Origin of the sequence: Pseudoalteromonas sp. 10-33 (genome assembly GCF_001469195.1) — a bacterium.
GTDB lineage: Bacteria > Pseudomonadota > Gammaproteobacteria > Enterobacterales > Alteromonadaceae > Pseudoalteromonas.
Genome location: NZ_LOFI01000025.1, coordinates 180,540 through 202,414 on the forward strand (window position 1 = coordinate 180,540; position 21,875 = coordinate 202,414).

Annotated in this window: 22 protein-coding genes; 12 read left to right on the top strand and 10 right to left on the bottom strand. The window is 39.0% G+C overall.

The window, feature by feature from the left end:
* Positions 1-86: 86 nt before the first annotated feature.
* From ATS76_RS14885 to ATS76_RS14895, 3 genes are all read right to left on the bottom strand, one after another.
* Positions 87-305 carry a DUF6500 family protein gene (locus tag ATS76_RS14885; protein WP_058552710.1) on the bottom strand — a complete coding sequence of 73 codons (219 nt, stop codon included), beginning with the start codon at positions 303-305 and terminating at the stop codon, positions 87-89.
* Between the two features lie 191 nt (positions 306-496).
* Positions 497-976, bottom strand: coding sequence for a thioredoxin-dependent thiol peroxidase (gene bcp / locus ATS76_RS14890; RefSeq protein WP_058404144.1), 480 nt, complete (start codon positions 974-976; stop codon positions 497-499).
* Between the two features lie 9 nt (positions 977-985).
* Positions 986-1,519 carry a glycine cleavage system protein R gene (locus tag ATS76_RS14895; protein ID WP_058404145.1) on the bottom strand — a complete coding sequence of 178 codons (534 nt, stop codon included), beginning with the start codon at positions 1,517-1,519 and terminating at the stop codon, positions 986-988.
* Positions 1,520-1,879: 360 nt separating this feature from the next.
* On the opposite strand from ATS76_RS14895, the gene bamC reads away from it, so the two are divergent.
* Together bamC and ATS76_RS14905 are read left to right on the top strand one after the other, a co-directional pair.
* Positions 1,880-2,938, top strand: coding sequence for an outer membrane protein assembly factor BamC (gene bamC / locus ATS76_RS14900; RefSeq protein WP_058552711.1), 1,059 nt, complete (start codon positions 1,880-1,882; stop codon positions 2,936-2,938).
* 65 nt (positions 2,939-3,003) lie between these two features.
* Positions 3,004-4,374, top strand: a complete 1,371-nt coding sequence (locus ATS76_RS14905; protein ID WP_058552712.1) for a YjiH family protein — start codon at positions 3,004-3,006, stop codon at positions 4,372-4,374.
* Positions 4,375-4,405: 31 nt separating this feature from the next.
* On the opposite strand, the gene ATS76_RS19115 is transcribed toward ATS76_RS14905, so the two are convergent.
* Positions 4,406-4,552 (bottom strand): DUF2897 family protein, encoded by a 147-nt coding sequence (locus ATS76_RS19115; RefSeq protein WP_082653601.1) that lies wholly within the window; start codon positions 4,550-4,552, stop codon positions 4,406-4,408.
* Positions 4,553-4,790: 238 nt separating this feature from the next.
* On the bottom strand, positions 4,791-5,321 hold the full coding sequence (locus ATS76_RS14910) for an acyloxyacyl hydrolase (protein WP_058552713.1): 531 nt from the start codon (positions 5,319-5,321) through the stop codon (positions 4,791-4,793).
* 242 nt (positions 5,322-5,563) lie between these two features.
* Between ATS76_RS14910 and ATS76_RS14915 the strand changes: the two genes are divergently transcribed.
* Both ATS76_RS14915 and ATS76_RS14920 read left to right on the top strand, forming a co-directional pair.
* Positions 5,564-6,157, top strand: a complete 594-nt coding sequence (locus ATS76_RS14915) for an MlaC/ttg2D family ABC transporter substrate-binding protein (protein WP_058552714.1) — start codon at positions 5,564-5,566, stop codon at positions 6,155-6,157.
* A 223-nt stretch (positions 6,158-6,380) separates the two neighbouring features.
* Entirely contained in the window at positions 6,381-7,718 is a 1,338-nt protein-coding gene (locus tag ATS76_RS14920; RefSeq protein WP_058552715.1) for an ankyrin repeat domain-containing protein, read from the top strand.
* Positions 7,719-7,785: 67 nt separating this feature from the next.
* Here the strand turns inward: ATS76_RS14920 and ATS76_RS14925 are convergent, their stop codons facing one another.
* Genes ATS76_RS14925 through ATS76_RS14945 form a run of 5 tightly spaced genes read right to left on the bottom strand, consistent with a single transcriptional unit; the run spans position 7,786 to position 11,304 of the window.
* A complete protein-coding gene (locus ATS76_RS14925) occupies positions 7,786-8,229 on the bottom strand; it encodes a DUF2069 domain-containing protein (RefSeq protein WP_058552716.1) in 444 nt (147 codons plus the stop codon).
* Positions 8,226-8,780 (bottom strand): NAD(P)H:quinone oxidoreductase, encoded by a 555-nt coding sequence (gene wrbA, locus ATS76_RS14930; protein ID WP_058404151.1) that lies wholly within the window; start codon positions 8,778-8,780, stop codon positions 8,226-8,228. Before wrbA ends, ATS76_RS14925 begins: the two co-directional genes overlap by 4 nt.
* A complete protein-coding gene (gene arsC, locus ATS76_RS14935; protein ID WP_058552788.1) occupies positions 8,780-9,127 on the bottom strand; it encodes an arsenate reductase (glutaredoxin) in 348 nt (115 codons plus the stop codon). Before arsC ends, wrbA begins: the two co-directional genes overlap by 1 nt.
* A gap of 52 nt (positions 9,128-9,179) precedes the next feature.
* On the bottom strand, positions 9,180-10,637 hold the full coding sequence (locus tag ATS76_RS14940; RefSeq protein ID WP_058552717.1) for a M48 family metalloprotease: 1,458 nt from the start codon (positions 10,635-10,637) through the stop codon (positions 9,180-9,182).
* A 1-nt stretch (position 10,638) separates the two neighbouring features.
* A complete protein-coding gene (locus ATS76_RS14945) occupies positions 10,639-11,304 on the bottom strand; it encodes a hypothetical protein (protein WP_058552718.1) in 666 nt (221 codons plus the stop codon).
* Positions 11,305-11,450: 146 nt separating this feature from the next.
* Between ATS76_RS14945 and ATS76_RS14950 the strand changes: the two genes are divergently transcribed.
* From ATS76_RS14950 to ATS76_RS14985, 8 genes are all read left to right on the top strand, one after another.
* Positions 11,451-11,669 carry a hypothetical protein gene (locus tag ATS76_RS14950; RefSeq protein WP_058552719.1) on the top strand — a complete coding sequence of 73 codons (219 nt, stop codon included), beginning with the start codon at positions 11,451-11,453 and terminating at the stop codon, positions 11,667-11,669.
* Entirely contained in the window at positions 11,662-12,741 is a 1,080-nt protein-coding gene (locus ATS76_RS14955) for an AI-2E family transporter (protein ID WP_058404155.1), read from the top strand. The genes ATS76_RS14950 and ATS76_RS14955 overlap by 8 nt, the downstream gene beginning before the upstream one ends.
* A gap of 115 nt (positions 12,742-12,856) precedes the next feature.
* The gene (locus ATS76_RS14960) at positions 12,857-15,103 is read left to right on the top strand and encodes an aminotransferase class V-fold PLP-dependent enzyme (RefSeq protein WP_058552720.1); all 2,247 of its coding nucleotides are present in this window, start codon (positions 12,857-12,859) and stop codon (positions 15,101-15,103) included.
* 374 nt (positions 15,104-15,477) lie between these two features.
* A complete protein-coding gene (pgi, locus tag ATS76_RS14965) occupies positions 15,478-17,124 on the top strand; it encodes a glucose-6-phosphate isomerase (protein ID WP_058552721.1) in 1,647 nt (548 codons plus the stop codon).
* A 269-nt stretch (positions 17,125-17,393) separates the two neighbouring features.
* Positions 17,394-18,866 (top strand): glucose-6-phosphate dehydrogenase, encoded by a 1,473-nt coding sequence (gene zwf, locus ATS76_RS14970; RefSeq protein ID WP_058552722.1) that lies wholly within the window; start codon positions 17,394-17,396, stop codon positions 18,864-18,866.
* Positions 18,867-18,868: 2 nt separating this feature from the next.
* Entirely contained in the window at positions 18,869-19,579 is a 711-nt protein-coding gene (pgl, locus tag ATS76_RS14975; protein WP_058552723.1) for a 6-phosphogluconolactonase, read from the top strand.
* A 346-nt stretch (positions 19,580-19,925) separates the two neighbouring features.
* On the top strand, positions 19,926-20,630 hold the full coding sequence (locus ATS76_RS14980) for a SapC family protein (protein ID WP_058404160.1): 705 nt from the start codon (positions 19,926-19,928) through the stop codon (positions 20,628-20,630).
* Between the two features lie 126 nt (positions 20,631-20,756).
* Positions 20,757-21,791 carry an isoaspartyl peptidase/L-asparaginase family protein gene (locus ATS76_RS14985; RefSeq protein ID WP_058552724.1) on the top strand — a complete coding sequence of 345 codons (1,035 nt, stop codon included), beginning with the start codon at positions 20,757-20,759 and terminating at the stop codon, positions 21,789-21,791.
* The last annotated feature ends 84 nt before the right edge of the window (positions 21,792-21,875 follow it).

Below are 21,875 nucleotides of genomic sequence, written 5' to 3' on the forward strand. Positions count from 1 at the left end.
AACATATCGCTGTATTTAGAAGCTTTAATTCGCGCTTTTAATTGTTGCTTAAAGCATTATGCACATGGAATATGAGCACTTGGGGCTTATAAATTATCCAGCACCATTTGTTTTATTTTATGAGCTTTTACAAAGTGATCTAATTGATGGGTTTGAATCCACCAAGTCGCTGCTTCCATTAAAAGTTCAGGATTGTTGTTTTTATTAGCAAAAAAAGCATAGAAAGACAGGCCTACATTATCACCTTTACTGGCAATTTTTTTATCACACACTTCAATGATTTTAGTTCTTAATTCTTGTCTCATAAATAAGTAACCTAATAGAGCGTATTGGTGAAAACAAAAAGGGACAAACTGTAACTTCAAATTCAAAACTAGCAACTGTTTATTTATCTCTCGAAGATACTTTATTTAACCAAGATATTTAGTAAATAACATAAAAAAGCGCTGCTCTAGGGCAACGCTTTATGTATTTTTTTTGGTAGTAATTAGCTAGCTTATTCTGCTGCCAAATAATCAAGCACCACTTGATGATGATCTTTGGTTTTAAATTTATCAAATAAGTGTTTAATTTTACCGTCTTGGCCTACTAAAAATGTTAGGCGGTGAATACCATCGTATTCTTTACCCATAAATTTTTTGTAACCCCATACACCAAATGCTTCTGCAATGGCGTGATCTTCATCGGCTAATAAATCAAAGTTAAGCTCTTTTTTAGTTTCAAAGTTTTTAAGGCGCTTAATTGGATCGGGGCTAATGCCTACAACACGCGTGTTAAATTTAGCAAGCTCGTCTTGTTGGTCGCGCAGGTTTTCTGCTTGTACGGTACAACCCGGAGTAGAAGCTTTAGGGTAAAAGTACACAAGTACTTGTTGCTCTTTTAACAATTCACTTAAAGTGATTGTTTCGTCGTTTTGGTTTTGTAAGCTAAAAGCGGGTGCTGTATCACCAGCTTGTAATGGACTAATTGTGTTCATGCTATTTCCTTAACGAATGCGTTTAAAAATATAATCTACGTTTAGGGTATGAGAAAGGCTCTCAAAACTAATTTTAAATTTATCTATGTCTACATCTATTGGGATATTAAATTCTACTTCACAGCGCATTTTTGTGTCAGTTTCTTCGTTAAAAGTATCTGACTTTAAAGAACAAATGCTGATGTGGTTATCGGCAAAAAAGCGTGTCACTTTGCTTAGTGTGCCCGGGGTGTCTATACCTGTGTATTCGAGCGTGTAGCCGGCACAAAACTCGCCAGGGGTATGGCTTGTAGTGCGTTTCATCATGGTTAGCAGGCCAAGTTCCATTGCCTTGGTTGGTAACACGTGTTCAATGCGGCTTATGGCCGACATGTCACCATGCAATAACATTATAAAGGTAAACTCACAGCCTAAAATGGCAATGCGGCTGTCTATAATATTACAGTGGCAGTCGCTGACTAATTGCGTAAGCTCACTGACAATACCCGGCCTGTCTTCGCCGATAGCGGTTAACACAATTTGATGATTTGAAAATGCAGTCATGGGTTAAAATACCTAAGTTACAAGGGTTATAACAACGCAATGGATAACACTACTAAATACACTCGAGGACATGCTCGGCGGCGAAGTTTAACACAAAACGGTGTGTAAACTATAATGCGGGCTAATTAAGCGCGTTTAAAGTACGGTGTTTCTTGTTTTTACTGGCACAGGAAAGTACCATAGCTAAAATTTGCTTATTTGCCCTTAGTTTTTTTTCTAAGTTGAGGTGCTGAACTTTATTGCAATTAAGTAGCCAAATAAAAATGTAAAGTTAATATTGATTTTACACTGAACCAAATCGGCATAACCCACTCATATATTTGTTAAAACAATTAAAGGGTATGCTAAGGAGAAATATCTGTGCAGTATTGGATCCCAAAAGCACTTGCAGTAAGTGTATTGGTAAGTTTATCAGGGTGTAGTGTATTTGTTAACGATGCGCATAATGAACGTAATTACCGCGCATATGAACCAGTAAAAGCGCCAGCGTCTTTATCTCAGCCGGCTCAAGATCCAGTTTATAAAATGGAAGTAGGTCAATATAACAATAATCCAGACGCAACCAATTATCGTCCACCAGCTCAAGTACTCACTGTAGCTAAAGGCAGTTGGGTCGAAGAAGCGGATAATTTAGCACGCGTATATTTTGATAAAAACGATGGCATTGTTGATTTAGATGACTTTATTTGGGATTCAATTAAAGCTGTTCTAGCTGAGAATAACACGGTTACAACCAAAGAAGATAAGCTACTTGGTATTATAGAGACCGATTGGTACGCAATTATTAAAACCGAAGAAAGCTGGTTGTGGGGTGATGAAAAGAATGATGACCTTCAACGTTTTAGATTTTCCATTGAAAAAAAATCGCATGAACGTACAGCCTCTTTACGCGCTGAATTAATAGATTTTAAAGGTGATACAACACTTACAGACTTGCTTAAGCAGCAGCTAGAAGTGCGCGCGCTTAACCAAGTTATTACTGAATTTGATTACCGCTATCGCCAGCTTGAAGTTGATATGCGCAAGCGCCAAGGTATTATTTCTTTAGAAATGGGCTTTGACAATAAAGGTAATGCAGCACTGGTTACTGAGCAATCTTACGATGCGGTATTTGATCGTTTTTCAGGCTTTTTAGAGCGTTTGTCTTTTACTATTGTTGAAATAAACCAAGACACAGGTTTAATTACAGCTGACTATAAAGCACCAGAAAGCAGTATGTGGGATTCTATTTGGGGCGACGATGTTGCGCAATTACCAATAGATGAAGGCCAGTACCAAATTTTAGTGAGTAAAACTAAGCAAGGTGGTACAAGCTTAACCTGGATGGACGATAAAGGCGAAACGCTAGAGCCAGGTACCATGAATGGTCTACAGCAAGCACTAGAAGCAGCACTTATTAAGCGCGGCATTAAAATATAAATAATAATACGTTTTACCACAAAAAGAGCGCTTAGCTCTTTTTGTGGTTTTTATAGGTTAAAAATATGTCTCAGTTATCAACTTCACCTCAGTACGATTGGCGTACTTGGTTTGCGTTCCTTGTGCCTTCGCTAATTGGTGTGTTTTTGTTTATGACGCCGGTGTCGAGCGGTGAAGCAATGACCATTCCTATTGCAATGATGGCCAAAGCCATGCAAGTATTTTTTGCAGATACAGCACAAGCCATTATTACTGCCATAATTTGTATAACGGGTGTGTTTTCACTCATTGTAAGTGTTTTTAAGCCTCAAGTGATTTGTAAAGTACCACTGTTAAACCACTTATTTAATGTTAGTTGGATTTGGTTGCTTACACGTTTATTTGGTACTGCATTTGTATTAATGACCTTTTTAGGCGTGGGGCCGCATGCTATCACGTCCGAAAATACAGGGGCACTGGTGTTAAACGACTTACTTCCTGTGTTGTTTTCGGTATTTATACTGGCAGGGCTTTTACTCCCTTTGTTACTTAACTTTGGGTTGCTTGAGTTGGTAGGTACGTTATTAACTAAAGTAATGCGCCCGTTATTTGGCGTTCCAGGGCGAAGTGCCGTTAACTGTGTGGCATCGTGGTTAGGTGATGGCAGTGTGGGAATATTAATGACTGCGCGCCAGTACGAAGATAAATACTATACACAACGCGAAGCGGCTGTTATTGGTACTACATTTTCTGCTGTTTCAATTACGTTTTGTTTAGTGGTTATTGGCCAAGTAAAGCTTGAGTATTTATTTGCTCCGTTTTATTTAACGGTGTGCTTGGCAGGTATTACTGCTGCTATTATTGTGCCGCGCTTGCCACCGCTTAGGTTTAAAAAAGATTTACTTATTGATGGCTCAGAGCCTGATGCAAACGCAGAGCTGGTGCCTGAAGGTAAATCATTAGTGGGTCATTCTTTAGATATTGCGCTGGCCAAGGCAGAAAAATCGCCGGGTATAGTGGGGACATTAAAAGAAGGCGTACACAATGCACTTGATATGGTATTTGCTGTACTACCTGTTGTTATGGCAGTGGGTACATTTGCATTAATCATTGCAGAATACACGCCGCTATTTCAATATTTAGGTATGCCGTTTATTCCATTTTTAGAATTGTTGCAAGTGCCTGAAGCTGAGGCTGCAGCGCAAACAATCATGGTTGGATTTGCCGATATGTTTATCCCTTCTATCCTCGCCGCTGGGACTATTGAAAGTGATGTAACACGCTTTATTATTGCTGCTATGAGTGTGACTCAGCTTATATACATGTCTGAAGTGGGGGCGTTGCTGTTAGGAAGCAAGATTCCAGTAAACATTGTTGAGCTGTTCGTAATATTTATTCTCAGAACGCTAATAACATTGCCGATTATTTCGTTAATGGCACATTGGCTAGTTGGTTAAGCTTATTATTTAAATTAAAAGCCCTGATTTATCAGGGCTTTTTTGTGTCTTGCTTGTTTTTTAAGTGCGTGTCTGATTTCTTAAATTCCATATTAGCACTGTGTTTTATTAGGGCAATATTACCTATCACAACGCCAAATACCATCACTACAATGAGTACTATTTGCCATGTTTGCATATTAATTTCTCATTTTTATTTTTTGGCTATTCTACTTTTTTAAACTGTAATTACCAGCAAAAACATCAGTTGGGTAGTTTACCTATTCGCTATAATATTTAATGACTTTGCGCGGCTAAACGTGTCGCTAACTGCGTTAAAAATTCTCTTTTAAAGTAACTAAATAGCGACTCTTTTGTTTAGCTATCAACACATTTACCCACGGTTAAAATAGATCACTTAATTAAACGAATGGTTATTAAAAGCGCTTGGCAACCGATAAGGTCATAAAATCAAGTCCGGGGTTAGGTTTTTGAAAGCCCGCATTAGAGTAATGAATAATTCGTAAAGCAATGTGTGTATCGCCTAAGTCAGCAACGAGTCCAATACGATCTTCAAATTGATAATGGCTACTTAGGTTTTTACCACCAAATTGTGTTTCGTCAATGAGTGATACGCCAATGCCAGCTTCAACATAAAATGGGGTGTTATTAAAACTAAACGCTGGAAACTGCAATACAGGCGATACCGCTAATACTAAGTTGGATTGTGAGTGGTGGTTATGCGCAAATTCCCACAGGTTTACACTGGTTTCGATGTAAAAACGGGCATCTCCAACTAAGTTTTGCATTTTTGGCATATGGTACTGATAGGCTAATTTTATGCCATTTATATTGCCAGTGCCTTTAAGTACATCGACTGCGTAGCCATGGTTTGATTGTGCTGATACTGTGTTATTAATAAAAAGTGAGGCGATTAATAAAATAATTATTTTAATAAAGGATTTCATAGCTGCTCGCTGATAGTTGGTTAATCGAAAAAACAGATGATGAGGGTGGGTAGGTTGTAAATTCAAGGCAAGCGAAAACAGGGATGTATACTGCGTGTTAACAGGTTTTATTAACTTATTGAAATTTAATCACTTAATTTATTGGTGCTTTTTAGGCATTAATAAGTTGCTTATTTGTGCCTGTTTTATTGCGTATGAATGACGTAAATTAGCGTTATCTTAATCACACAAACAAACATATTATGAAACTTATTAAACCATTTTTAATTGCTATCGCACTTTTAAGCACATCGCTTTATGCACAAGCTCAGCAATCACCAGATATACTTTTAGAGTCTGTTGCAGACACCCTTTTTGCCGATATAGGTAAGGTGAACAGCAAAGGTAATGCCAGTAAAAGTGAAATGTCGGGAATTGTTGAAAAACGTTTAATGCCACACATTGATATTAAGTTTGTGTCTTTTAAATTATTAGGTAAACATATTAAAGGCATTGAGCGCCAACAAGCGGTTGATTTTATTGACGCGGTTGAGCATTACTTAACTGGTACGTATGCCGGTGCATTAATGAAATACACAGGCCAAAAAGTGGTGTTTGAGCACAATAATGCACAAAGCGACTCAGAATATGCCACGGTTAATACGCAAATTATAGAACCCAACGCCCCCACGATTGATCTAAGTTTTAAGTTACGCCTAGGCAAAGACAACCAATGGAAAGTGTACGACATTGTTGCTGAAGGTATTTCGCTTTTAAGTGCTAAGCAAAAAGAGATCATCCAGCGCATTTCAGATGTAGGCATTGACCAAGTAATTAGTGAGTTAAAGAACAAATAATTAATCTTTTTGTGTGAAAAAGATCAAGCCCAGCTCCAACCTAAAAAGCAGCCAAGTAATTAGTTACTTGGCTGCTTTTATATTTTTGATTATTCATCTACTTTGTTCTAGCGTGGCGATCTGGGTGTGCTAGAATATTGCCTCTTTGATTAAGCGTGGTGTCAGCTGAAAGCTGTTATAACCTGACCACTTACCTAAGCTACACTGGAGTTGTGTTGTTTTAATGGAAAATGTACTGATTTGGCCAAAGGAATATCCGTTACTTATTAAAGGCCTTGTAGAGCAAAACGGTGCCTTTATTTTAGATGCATTAGAAGCTTGGCCTGCTTGTCTTTCTACCAATGAAGACGATGGTGTGTGTACCACTGTTTTGCCCCCTATTTATTATTTGGCCTGGTTAACCCCGCTTGAGCCTTTTGAAGAGTGTTATTTCCAACATATTTGTGAATACGACGAAGATGCACAAGCGTATATTGGCGCAATGAAAACTCATTTTTACGATAATGAATATACCCCAGAAAGCTTAGTGCTTTTGTTGTGCCAACGTTTAGAAAAATACGCAAGTGTTGCTGCACAAAATGCCGTTGAAACACCGCTTTCATTATTAAGCTTATTTTTTAGCAAACGCTATTTTACACTGATTGAACATGCGTTAAATAATGGCAGTAAGCTCAGTGCTGTTGATGCGTTATCGCTTTGGAAAGAAGTTGATTTTAGAGATCGCTTAAGTCACTTTATACCAGAGTCAATTGCTGACCTAGCCGTGTTAAGTGAACTTGCAAGTGACAAAGTAGCAATGGGTAAAGACTATTTTACTTTATTAAAACAAGTGTCGCCTGATGTTGATTCTGTAGTTTTACTTGAGCAAGCATTACTAACACATTTGCGTAAAAAAACGGCTAAGCAAACAATGGCTATGCGTTTTATTGAGCAAGGAGCAACAGGCACATTAGCTGATGAAAACGGTAAAACTGCATTTATGTGGGCGGCAGAGCGTGGTTTTGTAAACGTGGTGCAAACCTTATTACCTCAGCAAGATAAAAAAGCGTCAGATAGCTTGGGTAACACTGCATTGCATTATGCTGTGCTCTCTAAAAATGAATCGTTAATGGTGATGCTAATTAAAGCCGGGTTTGATTTTAGAGCGCGTAATAACGAGGGCTTAAGTTGTTATAGGTTGGCTGTGAGTATCAAAGCGCAAAATTTAGTTAAATGCCTAGAGCGTGACTTTGGTATTAAAGAGTTATCGCCAGATGGGCAGTTTGATCGCATTAAAAAAGTACATGTGTTACATGCTATTGTGACGTTATTATTACCTTTGCAGTTATTTTTCTTTTTTGATGAAGCGCTGACCATAAAAAGTGAACTTACGCTTGGTTTAACTATGGTAACGGTGATTTGTTTTTTCTTTGCTATGAGCTTAAAGCGCTGCGCTTTGTATCCACATATAAAACACCCTTGGGGTTTATTTGTATTGAGGGGCTTTTCACTTTTGAGTTTATTAGCTCAGCTTGGTTTAGCGGGTATCGTGACCTTGGCCGCACTGAGTGAATTGGTGTAAGTAGTTTATACGCAATTAAGTAATGGTTGAAAGCGCGTTTACTAGAGAGTAAACGCGCTTTTTTATTTTATTTATTAAATTCGTTTGCGGCTTTTTCGTCGGCTAAATCTTCTTTCAATTTGCGAATTTTTAAGCCTAACTCTTGCCCGCGGTGTCTTGCATAATAAGTACATCCAATAAACATGAATGATGCAAATAATAACTCTAGCAACACCCAAATTAGCTCATTAGGTGAAACCCAAAGCATGGTTAAGCCATGAATAAAATAAAGCATAACAACAAAGTTTGCCCAAGCGTAGGTATATGTACTGTCTTTAATAATCCCTCTAAGTGGAAGTAATAGAGGAATTATAGGTACAAATAGCGACATAATATCGAGCGGGCCTTCTTGAGGCGGTACAAAATACATCCACAATGGCATTAAAATAAGTAGGCCAACATAACCAATTAAAGCAGTACGCTGAAACTTTACGGTTATTGGCTTTTTTGCAGGATGGGGCACTGTGTTCATTGAAGTTTACTCGCAATTTTTGTCAGGCGAATGCCAACGCTTTGGCATATTTTAATTTCGTCTTTACTTAACTGAGCACTATTGTTACTACCAGCAACATGCGTAGCACCATACGGAGTACCGCCAGTTTGTGTGCCTAATAATTCAGGCACATCGTAAGGTACACCAAGTAACATCATTCCGTGGTGAAGTAAGGGTAATGATAAATTAAGCAGTGTGGCCTCATTACCCCCGTGCATACTGCTTGACGATGAAAACACACACGCAGGCTTATCAATTAGTTGACCCTTTAGCCATAGCTCGCTGGTGGTTTCCCAAAATGCTTTTGCCTGAGACGCCATCATACCAAATCGGGTAGGTGTACCAAAAGCCAAGCCATCACACTGTATAAGGTCATCTTTGGTAATAACAATGTCGTGTGGGTTTTTAGCTACAAACGTTCTCAGTAGGGCTGTTGCGCCTTGTTGCTCTATTGATTCAGCTATTTCATGGGCCATTGCTTCAACTGAGCCATGGCTCGAGTGGTAAAGTACCACTATGTTTGTGCTCATTATAAAACGCTTAATACGTTTTCTGGTGGGCGGCCAATAGCGGCTTTACCATTGTGCTCAACAATAGGGCGTTCAATTAATTTTGGATGCTCAACCATTGCGTTTATAAGCGTGGTTTCGTTTGTTTCGTCTTTAAGGTTGAGTGTTTTGTACTCGGTTTCTTTTGTGCGCATTAAGTCACGAGCAGAGCTAAAACCAAGTTGATCTATCAGTGTGCTTATTTGATCATGAGTTAAAGGCGTTTTTAAGTATTCAACAACGGTGGGCTCTATTGACTTGCTTTGTAAAAGGGCAAGTGTTTCACGCGACTTTGAACAACGCGAATTATGATAAATAGTAACAGACATAAAAGTTTCCATAGTGTGAATTGCCTCTATTTTAGGGCAACAGCTTGCAGACTTAAAGCCTTGCAAGCTCTTTTTGTAAACGGCGGTACTGGGTAAGTAATGCCTTTAATCGCTGCTGTTTTATTAGCTCTGTTGATTCTACGAAGTTAAGCGCTTTTTGGATTTCATCAGCGGCTTTCATGTAGGCACCGTATTGCGATAGCACGTCAGCGTTTGCTTCGTGGTAGGCTGCCAATTTATCTTGTTTTTTGTAGGCGTCAGCAAGTAGCTCCTTACCTAAGCTGTGCTCTGGTTTTTCTAATAAAAAACCTTTAAGCACGTTTTCGGCAAGTTCGTATTGCTTAGCCTCTAGTGCTGCATTTGCATAGTTGAGCGTAATTACTTGATTGTTAGGACGGTAATTATGTAGTTCAGCTAAAAATGAAACGGCTTCGTCTGCTTTTTTTTGCGCGATGAGTAAATCAGTTTGCGTATCAATATAAAATAAATTTTTAGGGTCGTTTTTTAATAGCTTACTTAAAATAGAGTCTGCTTCGTCAAGTTTTTCTTGGTCAAGTAAGCTTAACGCTAAACCATAATTAAGGGCTGTATTACTGTAGCTGTTCTCACGAAGTAATTTTCTAAATAAGGCTTCAGCGTTTTCTGGTTTGTTGTCGTAACGCGCGAGTACTCGGCTTTTAGCAAGGTTAAATTCAAGGCTTGCAGGTAGGTGGCGCATTGGATACTGCTCAGCACGAAGGCGCACGTCAGACACTCGGCTTTCTGGTAGGGGGTGAGTGAGTAAGAATGCAGGTGGCTTATACTTATAACGAATTTGTGCAGCCAGCTTAGTTAAGAAGTCGCTAGATGCACGTGCATCAAATCCTGCATTGTTAAGTGTTTGCATGCCAATTCGATCAGCTTCTTGTTCAGCAGAACGGCTGTGCGTTAATTGGCTAAAAGCAGATTGTGTTTGGCTTGCTGAAATAATGGCAATACCAGCGTCTGGGGCAACAATAGTCGCTAAAATGCCGGCTATCATCCCCGCTATGGTCATTGCACTGTTATCTTGCTGTTGCTGGATCCTACGTGCTAAATGGCGCTGAGTAACGTGGGCGATTTCGTGACCAAGTACAGATGCAAACTGACTTTCGCTGTCGGCTTGTGCAATTAGACCAGTGTGAACACCTACATGTCCGCCGTAAAAGGCAAATGCGTTAATATCTGAGTTATTGATCCAAAAAAATGAAAACGGAAAACGAACATCGTTTGCGTTTGCAACGAGCTTTCTACCAATGGTGGTTAGGTATTCATCTAATGCGGGGTCGTTAATAATTGGAGAACCGCCGCGAATTTGCATCATCATTACTTCCCCAATCGCTTGTTCTTTTTCGAGGGGGAGTACTTGTAATGCAGAAGTTCCTAAATCAGGAAGATTAAAATTAGTTTGCGCCTTTAATGGCTCACTTACTAAAAGGCTAAATGTAAGGACGGCACTGCATAAAGAGATAAAGGCTGATTTTAGCTGCATCTTATTCCTTGTTTATTGGCTCGCCAATGGCAATTTTGGCTATGTCTATTTCGTCACTGCTTGCACGGCTGTCTTTTTCGCACAATTGGTAGAGTTCTTTTATTGAGACTCCATCAACCTTTATTACGTTCAACTCTCGCTGTAAAAAAGTAATAATTTTATGAACAACTTTGTGTGAGTGCAAAATAAGGGCTTTATCGGCTTTATCACCGCGATCAAAGTAAAAACCAATAAACTTATGTAATTGATTTAACCTTAATAGTACTTTCATTGAATGCGGATCCCACACTCTAAATTCCATAAAGCGGTTATCTTTTATGTATTGGTCAACAACAATATCTTTTGCATAAGGCAGTGCCCACAGTTCAAAGCCTCGGTCTGTAAATACCTGATGTAACGCAATTCGCGGTTTATGCTGGGTGTGGATCTCACCTAAGTCGTCCTCAAAGCCGTCGAGTATGTCTAGATTCCAGTTACGTCTGTCTATAAGTTGTTTTACGGCGTTATCAAATCCATGCTCTAAAACACCTTCAGACTCGCTAACCGAAGAGGCAACTAAATGATAAAAAGGAGGAAGCTCCCCCCAATTTATTTGTTTTTTAAACCAATTAATCTCTTTGAGTGTTGGATTACTTGGTAGATGCGCTTTATTATGCGTGCGAGACATTAACCTGTCCTTACTGCTAACTATGTATTACAGAATAAACCATTGCAGGCGTTGTTTTAAGAAAAAGTTACATTTGTTGATGTTTTTGACTATTAACACACAGCAATGCGACTTATTATTCATTTTAATAAATCGGTAAAGCGAGTATGTTACACCAAGATTTACGAAGTTATAGATGTCCTCAACAGTTTGTTCAGTTTAAATTAGGGCTACGTGAAGCATTATCTGCACAGCAAACCATCACTTTTAGTGTAAATAGTGATGAGAGCATGGATGATATTGAGCGATATTTAAAAAAATATGCTTACAGTTACAACTTAGATAAACAACAAGGTTTATTATTAGTGGAGCCATTACGTGTTTGAATATATAAAAACATGGTACGAAAGAAAATTTTCTGATCCTCATTCGGTCACCTTATTATTTTTACTACTCGTTTCTGTTGCCTTACTTTACTTTTTTGGCTCGTTAATTGTGCCGGTTTTAGTAGCATTAGTTATTGCTTATTTGCTTGATTGGCCAGTTGTTCACTTAGAGCGTCTTGGTTTACGCCGTTTTACTGCTACGGTGATCGTAATGCTTATATTTACAGGTATTATGCTCACTTTAATTTTAGTAATTGGTCCTGTTCTTTGGAAACAAACCAGCAATTTAGTGCAAGAAACCCCTCATATGTTAGAGCAAGGCAAGTCATATTTGATTGCCTTACCAGAGCAATACCCAAGTTTAATTAATGCCGACCAAGTACAAGGGATTGTTGCTACAGTTGAGGCTAAAGTTATTGAGTTTGGCCAAGTGGTTTTATCGTTTTCGTTAACGTCATTAAAAGATGTTGTAGCGTGGCTAATTTACCTAGTGCTTGTGCCGTTGCTGGTGTTTTTTATGCTTAAAGACAAGCTGGAATTAACGGGCAGTGTGGCTAAATTAATTCCGCAACAGCGTCGTTTAATATTGCAAGTATGGAACGAAATGAACCAGCAAATTATGAATTACATTCGCGGTAAAGTGTTTGAAATTTTAATTGTAGGCGGTGTTTCGTTCATTGCGTTTACTTTTTTAGACTTACGCTACGCGGCCTTGTTAGGCGTTTTGGTTGGGTTTTCTGTGTTAATTCCGTTCGTTGGTGCTGCGCTTGTGACTATTCCGGTTGCTGCCGTGGCGTTATTCCAGTTTGGATTAGAGACCCAATTTTGGACGGTTTTAGTTATTTATGGAATTATTCAGGCACTTGATGGAAATGTGTTAGTCCCTTTATTGTTTTCAGAAGCCGTTGACTTGAACCCGGTATTTATCATTGTGGCTGTGCTATTTTTTGGTGGCTTGTGGGGCTTTTGGGGCGTATTTTTTGCTATTCCTTTGGCCTCGTTGGTTAAAGCATTGATTACAGCGTGGTCTTCAACGCAAGAAGAGCTAAATAATAAACTGACAGAAGGTTAGTTCAAAAAGGCATAGAAAACGCACCGTCAGTACTAATTGATTATTACTCAATACGTCTAAAGTTATGTAATATTGGTAATAAGATATATCTTTTAGTAATAAGGTGCGTTTTTAGATGTCTGACTCTTTATTAAACTCCGAGCAAGTTTACCTTGATGCAAACGCAACAACGCCTGTGTTGCCATGCATAGCCGATGTGGTTTCTCATACAATGCAAATTTGTTTTGGTAACCCTTCAAGCCCTCATATTACGGGTATTCAGGCCAAGCATTTATTAGAACAAACCCGTGAAAACGCACGTACTGTGATTGGGGCAATAGAGGGAGATATTTTATTTACCTCTGGCGCGACCGAAGGCATTCAAACCGCTGTTGTATCTACGCTTATTAACGCTAAAAATCATAATATTGCTAAACCCGTATTACTTTACGGTGCCACTGAACACAAAGCGGTTCCTAACACATTAAAGCATTGGAATAGTGTATTGGGCATTCATGCTCAAGTTTTGGCTATTCCGGTGGATAATAATGGCATTTTAGACTTAGCGTTTATCGCTGAACATATACCTAATGCGTTAATGATATGCACCATGGCGGTTAATAACGAAACGGGAGTTTATCAAGATTTAGATGCCATTGAACAAACTATTCGTTCTGGTAATACGAAAGTGTCTTGGATGGTAGATTGTGTGCAAGCGCTTGGGAAAAAACAACTCGACCTGAGCGCCACCACAATAGATTACGCGCCTTTTTCAGGCCATAAACTTTATGCCCCCAAAGGTATTGGTTTTTTATATATTCGTGCTGGCAGTGCCTATACCCCGTTTATAGCGGGTGGAGGGCAAGAAAGCGGAATGCGCTCTGGCACCGAAAACTTACCTGGTATTGCCGGTTTAAATAAATTGTTTAGTTTATTGCTAGATAAGTCAGACACCACATTTAAATCAATCGATGTGCTTAGTAATTACCGAGCTCAAATAAAAAACGCTATTGAAGAAACATTTGATGAAGTAACGTTTAATCATAGCTTTGAACACTCGGTACCAACAACATTAAACTTTGCTGTAAATGAGTTAACAAGCAAAGAAGTGATTGATTTATTTGATGCCGCTGGTATTCGTGTCAGTGGAGGCTCTGCATGCAGCACGGGCTCTTCAACGAGTTTTGTGCTTGATGCGATGGGAGTTAACCAATGGCAAAGTGAAAATGCAATTAGGTTATCGTTTGGTCCCGCTGCCACTGCCGCTGAAATAGCAAATGCGTGTGCATCTATACGTGCATTAAAAGCCATTTTACAGGCTAATTGTTTAATAGTATCTGATAGTACAACACCTCAACAAGATGTGTGCGCGCTCGGTTTAACGCAGTTTAGGCACCAAGGAGCGTGTTGTTGGTTATATGTAAATGCTAATAAACAAGCAGTTATTATAGATCCTATTGTAGAGCTCATACCGCGTATAGAAAAAATAGCCAATACACAAAACCTGACTATTAAAGGAGTACTTAATACGCATGTTCACCAAGAGCGAAGTTGTGCCGTTACTTTATTACGCAGTGTATTAGCAAGTCGATGCGACGAAATTGCAGTAGATAAACTAGGTTGGCCGAAAAATGCAGCGCATATTGACCTAAATAACGAACGACTAGAAAAAATAGCCACACCCGGGCACAGTGAAGATAGCGTAAGTTATGTTTTAAAAAGTAAAGATAACCACATTAATTATTGCTTTTGTGGTGATCTAATATTACCCGGTGGCTTGGGTAACACTTCTTTAGCTGGTGGTAATGCCAAGGCTATGGCTTATTCTATTTTAGCGCTTGCTGAGCAATTAGATGAAACGAGTGTGATATGTTCAGGGCACGATTATTTGCAATGCTTTGCAATGAACTGGGCCGCAGAGCAGCAACAAACACCTTTATTAAACCGATTAATAAATCGCCGAATTAGTATTGATGAATTTGTAATTAAAAAACAGCTTGATGATGAGGTAAAAGAAAAATCAAGGTTACAATTATGTGGTTATGTTACTGCGTTGCCCGAGTTAAATATTCAGCAATTAAATTTTGATAGTGCAAAAGCCATGCTCAGTAATAATGACACTTATTTGATTGATACCAGAGAGCCTTACGAACATGGTGCAAATAATGTATCGCAACTTTTTCACATTAGTGAAACAAAAACACTTAACATACCGCTTAGTCGTATGGCTAACGCGTTGATGGAAGGTCAGCTAAATAAACGCGGTAAATACATATTGTTGTGTCGTAGCGGTAACCGCTCAAGGCTTGCTGCTGCTAACCTAACGCAGCTAGGGTATCGAACAGTGTATAATTTAGAAGGTGGTTTGGCATTGAGCCTTTAAAATACAATACTTATAAGGTTTGCATAAAATCGGCTCCAGTAGCCGATTTTTTATTTATTCACATAAATGTCATAATTATTAAAAAAGTACTGAACGTTTAGTAAAATTCACGAATACACTAACTTAACCGATTAAGCTTTGTGGGTGCCTTTGAAATTGCGGGGAAAATAATTTGCAAAATATTTATGATACCGGTGTCAAAAGGTAAAAATTGCGTTATCATCTGCGTATAAAATAGTAAAAGCAGCGCTTTTTTTTCGTTTTTAACTATACTATTGGCGTTTTATTTTAGTGTGTTTAGAACGTGTTAAGCAGTTTTATAATATAAAAAGAATACATAAATCAACCGGTTAAATTTTTTAGAGGATATTTAAATGTCGAACCGAACGCAATTAGCAAGTTGGCAAGCCCTTGAACAAAGTGCTGCTAAGATGAAACAAACACATCTTAAAACGTTATTTGCACAGGACGGTGACCGCTTTTCTCAGTTTTCAACTCAGATCCCCGGTGTATTATTCGACTACTCTAAACAATTAATTGATAACGATGTTTTTGCTAATTTAGTGTCACTTGCTAAAGAGTGCGAAATTGCTTCTTGGCGAGACAAGATGTTCAGCGGCGAGAGAATTAACATCACCGAAGAGCGCTCTGTTTTGCATACTGCATTGCGTAACCGTGCGCATACTCCATTAATTGTTGATGGAGAAAATATAACGCAAGCGGTTGATAACGAGCTTGCTAAAATTAAAGTATTTGTAGAAAAAGTACGAAGCGGCCAGTGGCTTGGTTATACGGGCAAAGCGGTAAAAGACGTTGTTAGTATTGGGGTAGGCGGGTCGAACCTAGGTCCTCAAATGGCAACTGAAGCATTAAAAGCATTAGCTGATGACACTTTAAAGGTGCACTACGTATCAAATGCCGATGGTGTACAAATTGCTTCGGTACTTAAAAATATTGATCCCGAAACAACATTATTTGTCATTTCGTCAAAAACATTTACTACATCAGAAACTATGACGAACGCTAAAACAGCGGTGGATTGGTTTTTAGAAACAACAAAAGATGAAAGTACAATTGCGAAACATTTTGTTGCGGTAAGTACAAATTTAGAAAAAACAGCTGCTTTTGGTATTGCCAATGAAAACGTATTCACCATGTGGGATTGGGTTGGTGGTCGCTTTTCATTATGGAGTGCGATAGGTTTACCCATTGCGTTGTACCTAGGCTATGATGCATTTGAAGAAATATTAGCCGGTGCTTTTGAAGTTGACGAACACTTTAAAAATGCGCCGCTTGAGCAGAATGTTCCTTTGATAATGGCTCTGTTAAGTGTTTGGAATAGCAGCTTTTTAGGGTACACGTCGCAAGCTATTTTACCTTACGACCAATCTCTTCACATGTTACCTGCGTATTTACAACAAGGTGAGATGGAAAGTAACGGTAAGCATGTTAACTTTGCAGGCGAAACAGTACCGTATACCACGGTTCCAATAATTTGGGGTATGACTGGCATTAACGGTCAGCACGCGTTTTATCAATGCCTGCACCAAGGCAACGTGATTGTGCCAGCAGATTTTATCGCATCTGTAAAACCACAAATACATGTTGATAAGCATCATGATATTTTATTATCAAACTTTTTTGCTCAAACGGAAGCAATGATGAGCGGTGTTGATGCAGAGCAAGTTACAGCCGATTTAACTGCTAAAGGTAAATCGCAGGCGCAAATTGATGAATTACTAAATCACAAAATTCATCAAGGAAACCGCCCAACAACATCAATGCTGCTAGATACAGTAGATGCTAAAACAGTAGGACGTTTAATTGCGTTATATGAACACAAGATTTTTTGCCAAGGCATAATATTAGATATTTGTTCATTTGATCAGTGGGGTGTTGAACTTGGTAAAGGTTTGGCATCTAAGATTGAAAGTGAGCTGATCGATGATAGTTTAAATCACGATCACGATAGCTCCACAAGTGGATTAATGGCGTACTACAAGCAACATCGTACGCAGTAAAAATTTAGCCTACGTAATAGTAGGTAAACCGAGTACCTTTGAACGGGTAGCGCTGGAGTGCTTAGGGTCTGTATTTTTGTGAGAGGAGATACAGAATCCTAAGGCTCATTTAATAAAGCGTAGATGATAAAAAACGATAATACATCATCAATTAAGAACAATTCAGCAGGCTTTTTTTACACATTATAAAAGCTATCATAATCCAAGTAATAAACAGGCATACCCACGAGCTTATTTTAGGGCGGGGTATCACAACGTAGAGAGTAACTATGCTTAATCCTTTTGATATCATAATTTTTGGGGGCGGTGGTGATCTTGCGTTACGCAAATTACTACCTGCAATGTATCGAGCATATCAAGAAGGGAATTTACCTGAAGGCTCACGCATCCTGCCAACAGTTCGTGGAGAAAGCAAACGCGCTGAATACATAGAAACAGCGCATAAAGCACTCCAAGAGTTTTTAAGTAAAGGTGAATTTAACGCCAAAGATTGGAAAGCATTTTCAAATTATTTAGTGCCAGTGGTGAGTAATGTTACTGAAGCTGACGATAACTGGGATGTGCTTAAAGGTATTTTAGATGAGCACGATAGCACTAAATCTCGTGTGTTTTACTTATCTCTACCACCAGCCGTTTATGGCAAATGCTGTGAAATCCTCTCTATTAAAGATTTAATTACGCCAACATCGCGTGTAGTTGTAGAAAAACCAATTGGGTACTGCGGGGAATCTGCAGAAGCAATAAACGCTAAAATTGCTGAGTTTTTTGAAGAAGACCAAATCTTCCGTATAGACCACTATTTAGGTAAAGAAACAGTACAGAACTTAATGGCACTGCGTTTTTCAAACTCATTATTTGAAAATATGTGGGATGCAAAGTCGATTGATAATATCCAAATTAGTCTTTCAGAAACAGTAGGTCTTGAGAGCAGAGCAGGGTTTTACGACAAAGCTGGCGCACTTCGTGACATGGTTCAAAATCACTTGCTACAGCTTTTATGCCTTGTTGCAATGGAAGCACCTAATAAGCTTAACGCTAATAGCATTCGTAATGAAAAACTAAAGGTGCTTGAAGCACTTCGACCACTTATTGACTCTGACGTTGACAGTAATATTGTGCGTGGCCAATATGTACCAGGGGATTTAAACGGTAAAATTGTCCCTGGTTACTTGGAAGAGTTAAACGAGGGCGCTAGTAAAACAGAGACCTTTGTTGCTATACGTGCACACATAGATAATTGGCGTTGGGCTGGCGTACCATTTTACCTTCGTACAGGTAAACGTATGGCAAAACGCTGTGCTGAAATTGTGGTTGAGTACAAAAAAGTATCGCACAATATTTATGAAGAAAATGTTGGCAACATAGAACCAAACCGCTTAGTTATTCGCCTTCAGCCAGAAGAAACGATTCAGCTAACGCTTATGTCAAAGCGCTTAGATAACCTTGAAATGCAATTAGAGCCGGTAACTATGAACATTGAGTTATCACAAGCTTATAGCAATGGTTTTCATTCTGATGCATACAAACGTTTAATGCTTGATGCGGCTGCGAATAACCCATCGTTGTTTATTCATCGTGATGAAGTTCGCCAAGCATGGAAATGGATTGATCCGATTGTTGAGCGTTGGCAAGAAAAAGGCAAGCCTGCACTTTATCGTGCTGGTACGTGGGGGCCAGATGATGCCGATGAGTTATTAGCAGAGAACAACCACCTGTGGTTTAACACAGGTGATAAGGCATAATTATGGCTACATTAGTTGAAAAATTTTTTGATGATAAAGATGCATTAACAAAAGAGTTATCGGCAACTTTAGAGCAATCATTATTAGATGGCATTAAAGACGATGGTCGCGCTGTACTGATGGTATCGGGTGGTTCATCACCGGCTGCAGCATATAAGCATTTATCAACCCTTGATTTAGATTGGCATAACGTTGATGTAGCCATGGTTGATGAACGCTGGGTTGAGCCAAATCACGAAAAAAGTAATGAAGCATTTATTAAAAGTACGTTGTTGCAAAACTTTGGTAATGCAGCCAACTTTATAACAATGAAAAACCACGCCTCTACTGCACAACAAGGTGCTGAAAAGTGTGAAGCCGCATACAGTGCGCTGAAAACGCCTTATGATGTAACTATTTTAGGTATGGGGCCAGATGGTCACACTGCGTCTTTATTCCCACATGCAGATGGGTTAGAGCATGGTTTAACAACCACTCAAACGGTTTGTGCGATTAACGCAATTCAAAGTGACGTAACGGGTAGTATTACCGAGCGAATGACGCTTACTCTAAATGCAATAGCCAACTCTAAAGAAGTTAAACTACTTATCAGCGGCGATGAAAAGCTTGCTGTGTACAAGCAGGCTAAAGCCGGTGGTGATGTTAACGATATGCCACTGCGTGCAGTACTTAATCATCCGAGCATCAATATCGAAGTTTATTGGGCTCCATAATTTAAGTAAATTTGTATCGCTTACCCCATTTTATAAAGGCAGCTAAATTAGCTGCCTTTTTCTTTGCCTAAATATTCATCACAATGAGCGTGGTTGTAGACAGAAGTCTGTTAACGTTTGTAAATAAGCCACCTCCCTTTGTATGCTAAATAACCGTGTAACGCTTTATTTTTAAGCATGTTTTAAAATTATTACTTGTATGTTTTTTGACAACATGCAGATTTATTTAAATTTTATTTTTAGATGGCTTGTGTCATAAAACTTTCCCTTCCTTTTTTACCTCAAAAGCATTAGCCTTAAGGCATTAACAATGAAACTTATAAATTTAAAAAAACGGAGCAGTAACATGGCGGAGCAACAAGTACAGCCTTTACACAACGAAAAACATGCCAACATTAAAATTCAAAACGGCATCAATGTAGATTTCATGAAAACTCAACATTTAGTGCCTGTAGTTGCACATGAGTTTGCACGCGTAGCAAATGAGTTTCCTATGTCGTTTGTTAAAAATAACGAAGCAGGTACTTTCCAAGCAGTAGCAATGTTTGGTTTAGAGCCAGGCGAGAACTTATTTGTTGAAGGCGATAAGTGGACAGCTTCTTTTGCACCAATGGCCTCTACACGTTACCCACTTGGTTTAGTTAAACACCCAGATCAAGACCAATTTGGTATTGTTATTGATGAAGCAAGCCCGCTTGTAAGTGAAACAGATGGCAATGCATTATTTGAAAACGGCGAAGAAACAGATTACTTAAAGCGTCGTAAAGAGTCGCTAGTGTCTTTCATTGAGTTTTCTCAGGTAACCGATGCATTCACTAAATTTCTTGCTGATAAAGAGCTACTAATTGCTCAAACGTTAACAGTAGACATTAAAGGCGAGAAAAAAGACATCAACGGTATCTACCTTATCGACGAGAAAAAACTAAATGAGCTAAGCGATGAAGACTTCTTAGAACTTCGTAAGCGCGGTTATTTAGCACCAATTTATTCTTTCTTAACGTCTACTCACCAAGTAGCACGTTTAGCGCGTTTAAAAGCTAAACAAGCTTAATTTTAAACACGTTAATAATAAAAAGCGCCTTAAGGCGCTTTTTTTATGTCTTTAAACTTACTTTAGTTGAAATTTGCTTTTTAACCGTTCACATTAGTTTTATTACTTTGATGAGAAAGGACAGTCATGAAAAAAATAATCTTATTATCTATTTTAGCCAGTGCATGTATAGGGTTTACTCACAGTGCATTAAGTAAAGAATCTCCGCTTGCCATTGCAATTCATGGTGGCGCAGGAACAATTGATAAAGCAAAGTTTACCCCCGAACAAGAAAAAGCTTATCGTGCTAAATTATCCGAGGCCGTTGAGGCAGGTTACAGCATACTAGAAAAAGGCGGGGAAAGCTTAGATGCGGTTACTGCTGCAATTACAGTATTAGAGCAGTCTGAGTTTTTTAATGCCGGACGCGGCGCAGTATATACATACGATGGTGGGCACGAGCTCGACGCGTCAATTATGGACGGACGTAACCGTCAAGCAGGGGCTGTTGCAGGTGTAAAACATGTAGAAAGCCCAATTGAGCTTGCCCGTTTAGTTATGGATAACTCAGTGCACGTTATGCTCAGTGGTCAAGGTGCTGAGGAGTTTGCAAAAGAGCAAGGTATTGAACTTATCGAAAATAATTTATTTGATACCAAACACCGTTATGATGCACTGCTTAAAGCAAAAGAAAAGCTTGATACAGCCAAAGCAACAAGTAGATCATATCAAGCCGCGCACAATGCGCTCCCTAATAACTTTAAAATGGGCACCGTTGGCGCTGTTGCCCTTGATAAAAATGGTAACTTAGCTGCTGGTACATCAACCGGTGGAATGACTGCAAAGCGTTATGGTCGTGTTGGAGATGCACCCGTTATAGGTGCAGGTACGTTTGCTGAAAATGAATCATGCGCGGTATCGGCGACCGGCCACGGTGAATATTTTATTCGCTACAACGTGGCAAGTGATATTTGCGCTCGTGTTAAATACCAAGGCAGTACAATCGCGCAAGCCGGTGATGAAGTAATAAACAAAGTATTAAAGCCAATAGGTGGCACAGGCGGTGTGATTATTATCGACACGCAAGGCAACATTAGCTTACCGTTTAATACGTCGGGGATGTATCGCGCAAGTAAATCGAATACGCAAGCAACTTATGTTGGCATTTTTAAAGGCGAATAGAAATATGGCCTTGTACATGTGATTAAATGTCAAACAACTGAGCGTTTAATGATTTGTAGGATTAACCCCAGCCGTTAATTTTGA